Genomic DNA, 6595 nt, shown 5'->3' with positions numbered 1-6595 from the left:
GAAGCCGACCGCCTCCACACCGCTCTCCGCGCCCCACAGATGCGACAACTCCCCCAGGTCGAGCAGGCCATGGGACACCAGACCACCGCCCTGCTACGACAGCTGGAAGCCGCCTGCACCAGCGCCGACGACCTCGCCCAAGCGGCGGTGGAATCTTTTAACACACACCCGGACGCCGAGATCATCACCAGCTTCCCAGGGCTCGGCTCACTCACCGGCGCCCGGGTGCTCGCCAAGATCGGCGACGACCGATCCCGCTTCACCGACGCAAAAGGCCTCAAAGCCTTCGCCGGGGCCGCACCAGTCACCCGGGCGTCCGGAAAAAGCGTCGCCGTCCTCGCCCGCCGGGTCAAAAACCAACGCCTGGCCTCCGCCGGCTACCTCTGGGCCTTCTCCGCCCTCACCGCCTCACCCGGCGCCCGAGCCCACTACGACCGCCGACGCAAAGCCAAAGACCGCCACACCTCCGCCCAACGCAACCTCTTCAACCGACTGCTCGGATGCCTCCACCACTGCCTCACCCACAGCACCCACTACGACGAAGCAACCGCATTTCCCGCACCGACAAGCCCCGGTCTGGAAGCCGCCGCTTGACAGATCATCCGCATCGGATGTCTTGACCCCCAGCCCAGTGACCACCCGTACCGCACCGTAGCGCTCGGTTCGGATCCGAACCGCGCTCTTGCGCGCTACAGAGAACGCGACAATCAGCTACTTCCCGATAGCCACAGATACGCCATGCGACGGCCTGCGGAGCGGACCACAGTCTCCCACGGCTGCCGCGCCCCCACGGTATGGTGCGACGAGCAAACCACGCACCGGAGGTCATCATGAGCGCGCAGCCAGACGGCCCGTACGGACCTCTTATCCCCATGCCCGACCTCACCCCTGACGCACTGCGCGCAGCTGTCGCTCGGATCGCTCCCAGCAGGATCCCTGCGCTCACTCAGCACTTGTTCGAGGCGACCACAAACGCACAGCAGACACAGAGCCTCGCCCCCCTGCGGGCTTTCGTCCACTCATGGGCCGTGTTCGTCGCCATCGAGCGGCACCCGGAACGCGCCACCCGCCTCCGTGAACTTGAGCAGATTGTCGCTATCGCCGAACAGGACCCGACGGCGGCAATCCATGAAATTCAGCAGATCCGCAAGACCGCGGAGGCCGAGGCGGGGCTGTGACCGACTGGACCTGGGAGTACAACCCGAGCGAGGAGCACGTCGCCGACGGACTTGCGCCAGGCATCGTGGCAGAGGTCGAGCGGCTGGCGAGGTCACTCCGGGCACGCTGCTGACCTGGCAACCCGCCGACACCGACGAACACCGCACCAGAGCCCGCTGGTACACCACCAAAACCCAGCCCTCCTTCCAGGACATGACAGCCAAGCTCCGCCGCACGATCACCGCCCACCGTTTTCACGGCCCACACCCCCACCAGGCACAACCCGAAGAAATCCAAGCCGTCCTCACAGCCTGGACCACCGCCGGAACCTGACCACTCAAGACAGCGAAACACGAGCGCTGGTGGCAAGGCGAAGTTCCTGAGAGCCGTGACCATGGCTCAAAGTTCAAGGCCGCCTACGATGCCCTGATGACCGATGCTGGTCTCAAGGTCGTCACCACCGGCATTCTGATACCGCGGATTAACTCGCCCATGAAGCGCTGGATACAGACCTGCCGCAGGGATACCCTGGACCGGATCTTGATCTGGAACCAGAGCCACCTTCTGCACGCACTGCACGAGTGCGAGTCCTTCTACAACGAGCACCGCCCGCACAAGGCCCTGAAGCGCCCACCTGGAAGTGATAAATTCATTAGACAAACGCGCGTCGCTCCACATTTCTCCATGTAGATTGAATGCACTGATTCTGGTAGCGTCAGAAGGGCTGTCATGCTGCTCGCTGTGGAGATATCTGGTAGCCAACTAACCATCGAGGATGTGGTGGCGGTGGCGCGTCACCACGCACCTGTCGAGTTGGGACCTTCGGTCGAGGAGCGAATGCGGTCCACGAGGCGAATCGTGGACGATGCCGTAAAGCGGGGTGACCGTGTTTACGGATTGACCACCAGTGTGGGCGCCAAGACCGGCCTTGAACTTCAGCATCGACATCTCGCGGAGTTCAACCGCCGTATACTGCGGACGCACCACGTCGGCCATGGGCCGCTCGCGAGTGAGGATACCGTACGAGCCACCATGGTGATTCTGCTCAATGCCATGGCGAGCGGTTCCCCAGGGGTTCGGCCCGAGCTTGCTCGGGTTCTCGTCGATGCGCTCAACAGCCATCGAACCGTCGCGGTGCACCTCCGGGGTTCCATGGGACAAAGCGACATGTCATCGATGTCAGACCTGGCGCTGGGGCTGTTCGAGGACATGGATCTCATGCCGGGAGAGGGCCTGGCGCTGGTCAATTCCAGTGCCTTTTCCACAGCACTGGGCGCTCTGGCGCTCGCCGACCTGGCCGCGCTTCTGGATTCGTTCACCTTGGTGAGCGCGCTGAGCATGGAGGGATATGCGGCCAACCCGTCGATCGTCACGGAGGCGGCGCTCACCTCGCGCCCGTTTTCCGGACTCCAGACACACGGTCGGCGCATCCGGACATATCTGGAGGGGAGCTATCTGTGGAAGCAGGGCGGACCGCGTCATCTGCAGGACCCGCTCTGCTTTCGCTCGATTCCTCTCATACACGGCGCCGCGGCAGACAGTCTTGCGCACGCCAGGGGTCAAGTCGCCATCGAGCTCAATGCGGCGCAATGTAATCCGGTGGTGTCGCAGCACGAGAACCGTCTGGTGGCGGCCGCCAATTTCGACATGGTGGCACTCACCATGGCGCTCGATTTCGCCAGACTGGCCTTCTCGCCCGTGGTGACCAGTTCGACTGAGCGACTTGCGAAGATGACGGACTCGTTCTGGTCGGGCCTGTCGGCCGGTCTTGTCGAAGAGGACGGGGTCGGCGCGACGGGTTTCAACGGAGTCGCTCTGTTCCATAAGTCGATCACCTCCGAGGCGCGCCTGCTCACGGTTCCGCTTGTCGGTGAACTCTCCAGTTCCAGCCACTCGAACGGAAACATGGACCGCGCGAGCATGGCGGCACTCGGCGGACGGCGTGCCGCCGAACTGGTGGGGCTGTGCCGCTCGATAGCCGCGATGGAGCTCCTTGTCGCGGCACAAGCCGCAGAGCTCCGTGGCCGCACCCCACTCGGTGCCGGCACCGGGGCGCTGTTCGAGCTGGTACGCGAGCGTGTGCCCTTCGCGCAGGCAGGTCATCCGCCGCCGCACATCGAGCCGCTGCTGGATTTCGTGACCACGGAACTCCCTGGTTTTGTCACCGAGGCCGCCGAAGCGCACGCATAGCCGACCAGGGACGACGGCGACATGAAGATCCCTCCGCGCAGTCCGTATGAACTGCGCGGAGGGATCGTGTTCACTGTCTCTCGGCGCCGGCCACATGTCACCGGTCGTCCGGTGCCGCCTTCAGGAAGACGACACCGGCCGGCGCCGTAGCCTGCGCGCGACCATCGGGCCGACCAGGGCAACCGCTGCCAGGCAGAGGATCGCCGCAGAGAGCGGGCGGGTCAGGAGCACCGTCCAGTCCCCCTCGCTGAAGACCAGTGTGCGGCGGAACTGCGTCTCCGCCATCGGGCCCAGCACCGCGCCGAGGATCAGTGGGGCGACGGGATATCCGGTGCGCCGCATCCCGAAGCCCAGGACCCCGAAGAGCACCGCGATCCCGAGGTCGACCGCGTTCTGCGAGAGCGCGTACACGCCCAGTGCGGCGAAGACCAGGATGCCCGCGGTGAGCAGCGGACGGGGCAGCCGCAGGAGTTTCACCCACAGCGGGATCAGCGGCAGGTTGAGCAGGAGCAGCATGAAATTGCCGATGTAGAGGCTGGCGATCAGCGTCCAGACCAGCCCCGGCTGGGTGTCGAACAGCTGCGGGCCCGGCTGGACGTTGTACATCTGGAACGCGATCAGCAGCACGCCGGCCGTCGCGGAGGTGGGGATGCCCAGTGTCAGCAGCGGCATCAGCACCCCGGAGAACGCGGCGTTGTTGGCGGCCTCGGGACCGGCCACCCCCTCGATGGCGCCCTTGCCGAACTGCTTCTTGTGCCGGGACAGCCGCCGTTCGAGGTTGTAGCTGAGGAAGGTGGGGATCTCCGCACCGCCCGCGGGCAGGGCTCCGATCGGCAGGCCGATCGCCGTGCCTCGCAGCCACGGCTTCCAGGACCGCCGCCAGTCCTCGGGGCTCATACCGATCTTGCCGCGCAGCGGGAGCATCTCCTGCTCGGGCTCCCGTCGCATCCTGGCCGCGGTGTACAGGGCCTCCCCGATCGCGAAGAGGCCCACGGCGACGGCCACGATCTGGATCCCGTCGTACAGTTCCGGCACCCCGAAGGTGTAGCGCGCCTGACCGGTGAGGCTGTCGATGCCGACGAGCCCGATGGCAAGGCCGAGGAAGAGGCTGCACAGCCCGCGTGCCGGGGCGTCGGCGACGACCGCGGTGACCGTGGCGAAGGCCAGCACCATCACGGCGAAGTACTCGGCCGGCTGGATCTTCTCGGCGATCTGGGCCATGCCCGGGCCGATGAAGGTGATGGCGACGGTGGAGATGGTACCGGCCACGAACGAACCGATGGCGGCCGTCGCGAGCGCGGCCCCGGCCCGCCCTGATTTGGCCATCGGATGGCCCTCCAGGGTCGTGGGGACCGACGCCGTCTCCCCGGGCACGTTCAGCAGAATGGCCGTGGTGGAGCCGCCGTACATGCCGCCGTAGTAGATCCCGGCGAACAGCACCAGCGCTCCGGTGGGGTCGAAGACGAAGGTGAGCGGGAGCAGCAGCGCCACCGTGGTGGCGGGGCCCAGGCCGGGCAGCACGCCGACCAGCGAGCCGAGCGTGCAGCCCGCGAAAGCCAGCAGCAGGTGCATCGGGCTGAACGCGTTGGCGAAACCGCCGACGAGGTCGTTGAGCACACCCATATCAGAATGCCAATCGGACGATGCCGGGCGGCAGGTGTATGCCCAGCAGACGGTCGAAGAGGAAGTACACGGCCAGGGCCAGCACCAGGCCGATCAGTGCGTCACGTAGGGTCCGGCGGCTGCCGAGCACCCGCGCGACCAGGGTGAAGAGCACGGCGGTCGACTGCCAGTAGCCGCACGGCGCCAGCGCGAACAGATAGCAGACCAGCAGCGCGAGCAGGGCCGCGACCGGGCGCCACTCGGTCAGCCGGGCCTCCTCGCGCGCCTGCTCGGTCTGCGCGGGGTCGGTGCCGCGGAAGGCCTGGACGACGGCGACCACGGCCGATACGCACAGCCCCGCACCGACCAGCAAGGGGAACGCCCGGGGGCCCACGTCCTGCTCGATGCCCGCCTTCGGGATGGCGAAGGCCCAGCCCAGCACGGCCACGCCGGCCGCGAGGAAGAGAAGCGCGGCAATCCTCGGCCCCCACGGCCGCTCGCCGGTGCCGACCAGATCACCCGCTCCGGTCCCCTGCCGGGTCGCATCGGATACCTCGGGCGCACCGTCGGCCGACTCCAGCCCGCCCGCCGGGTTCCGCGCGCTCATGATCCGAGCCCCACTGCCTTGAGGGCCTGGCCGACCTGGCGCTGCTGCTTCTCGATCAGAGCGCCGAACTTGTTCCCCGGCACCCATACGCCCTTCCAGTCGTTCTGCTCCAACGTCCGCTTCCAGCACGAGGTCTGCCGCATCCGGTTCACCAGCGATACGATCGCCCGCTGCTCGTCGTCGTTGATCCCCGGCGGGGCCATGACCCCGCCGACGGTCTCCACGCTCTCGTCCGCGTAGCCGAGTTCGGCGAGCGTCGGAGCGTCGATGCCCTTGGGGGCGGCATCGCCGGTGACCGCGAGGACCCGCAGCTTGCCGGCCTCGATCTGGGGACGGACCTCCGTCAGCGTGGACAGACCGACCTTCGAGGCCCCGCTCAGCAGCAGGTTGAGCACTTCCCCGCCGCCACCGGTGGGCACATAGGTGACCTTGTTCGCCGGAACGCCCTCGGCCTTGGCGAAGGATGCCACCCTGATGTGGTCCGGGCCGCCCAGCGAGCCGCCCACCCACGAGGTCCCCTTGGGGTCCTTCCGCATGGCGGCCAGCACCGAGGCGAGGTCACGGAAGGGCGACTTGGCCGGCACCACGATCGCGCTCGTGCTCACCGTCAGCCCTGCCACGGGAGTGAGCGAGGACAGCTTCACCGGGGAGTGGTTCTGGATGGCGCCACCGGTCATGGTGACGGTGTCCATGGTCATCAGCTGGTACGGATCGCCACCGCGCCCGGCCATCCGGGCGAGCCCGATCGTGCCGCCCGCGCCGGGGGCGTTGGTGACCGTGACGTCCTCGTCGATGATCTTGCAGGAGGTGAGCGCGGAGCTCATGCCGCGCGCCCGGGCGTCCCAGCCGCCGCCGACGCTGCCGGGGGCCAGGATCGACAGGCCGCGTGAGGGATAGCCGACGGCCGTACCCGAATCGTCCAGGGAACCGATGGTGCAGGCGGTGGTCACTGTGGCCGCCAAGGCGACGACCAGAGCCAGGCGTGGGCCGCTTCTGAGAAGTGGGGGCATGAGGGATGCTCCGTTGCCGAGAGGGGAC

7 protein-coding genes are annotated in these 6595 nt (G+C 67.2%); 4 read left to right on the top strand and 3 right to left on the bottom strand.

Annotated elements, in window-relative coordinates; genetic code table 11:
• The 4 genes from CCN51_RS44815 to CCN51_RS44800 all read left to right on the top strand — a co-directional run.
• Window positions 1–594, top strand: a 594-nt coding sequence (locus CCN51_RS44815) for a transposase (RefSeq protein ID WP_143676098.1), incomplete at its 5' end; no start/stop codon positions are given.
• A 236-nt stretch (window positions 595–830) separates the two neighbouring features.
• Complete coding sequence (locus tag CCN51_RS44810; protein WP_014174072.1) at window positions 831–1178, top strand: hypothetical protein; 348 nt, start codon at window positions 831–833, stop codon at window positions 1176–1178.
• A gap of 409 nt (window positions 1179–1587) precedes the next feature.
• Window positions 1588–1848: a hypothetical protein gene (locus CCN51_RS44805; RefSeq protein ID WP_238545300.1), complete on the top strand. Its 261-nt coding sequence runs from the start codon at window positions 1588–1590 to the stop codon at window positions 1846–1848.
• A 39-nt stretch (window positions 1849–1887) separates the two neighbouring features.
• A complete protein-coding gene (locus CCN51_RS44800) occupies window positions 1888–3348 on the top strand; it encodes an aromatic amino acid ammonia-lyase (protein WP_078610341.1) in 1461 nt (486 codons plus the stop codon).
• Window positions 3349–3468: 120 nt separating this feature from the next.
• Here CCN51_RS44800 and CCN51_RS44795 read toward each other — a convergent pair whose 3' ends face one another.
• Genes CCN51_RS44795 through CCN51_RS44785 form a run of 3 tightly spaced genes read right to left on the bottom strand, consistent with a single transcriptional unit; the run spans window position 3469 to window position 6567 of the window.
• Window positions 3469–4971, bottom strand: a complete 1503-nt coding sequence (locus CCN51_RS44795) for a tripartite tricarboxylate transporter permease (RefSeq protein ID WP_014174069.1) — start codon at window positions 4969–4971, stop codon at window positions 3469–3471.
• A 1-nt stretch (window position 4972) separates the two neighbouring features.
• Window positions 4973–5557, bottom strand: coding sequence for a tripartite tricarboxylate transporter TctB family protein (locus CCN51_RS44790; RefSeq protein ID WP_014174068.1), 585 nt, complete (start codon window positions 5555–5557; stop codon window positions 4973–4975).
• The gene (locus CCN51_RS44785; RefSeq protein ID WP_014174067.1) at window positions 5554–6567 is read right to left on the bottom strand and encodes a Bug family tripartite tricarboxylate transporter substrate binding protein; all 1014 of its coding nucleotides are present in this window, start codon (window positions 6565–6567) and stop codon (window positions 5554–5556) included. Before CCN51_RS44785 ends, CCN51_RS44790 begins: the two co-directional genes overlap by 4 nt.
• Window positions 6568–6595 lie beyond the last annotated feature (28 nt).

Origin of the sequence: Streptomyces milbemycinicus, from assembly GCF_002154605.1 — a bacterium.
Lineage (GTDB): Bacteria > Actinomycetota > Actinomycetes > Streptomycetales > Streptomycetaceae > Streptomyces > Streptomyces milbemycinicus.
This window is presented reverse-complemented; position numbering and strand designations above follow the sequence as displayed.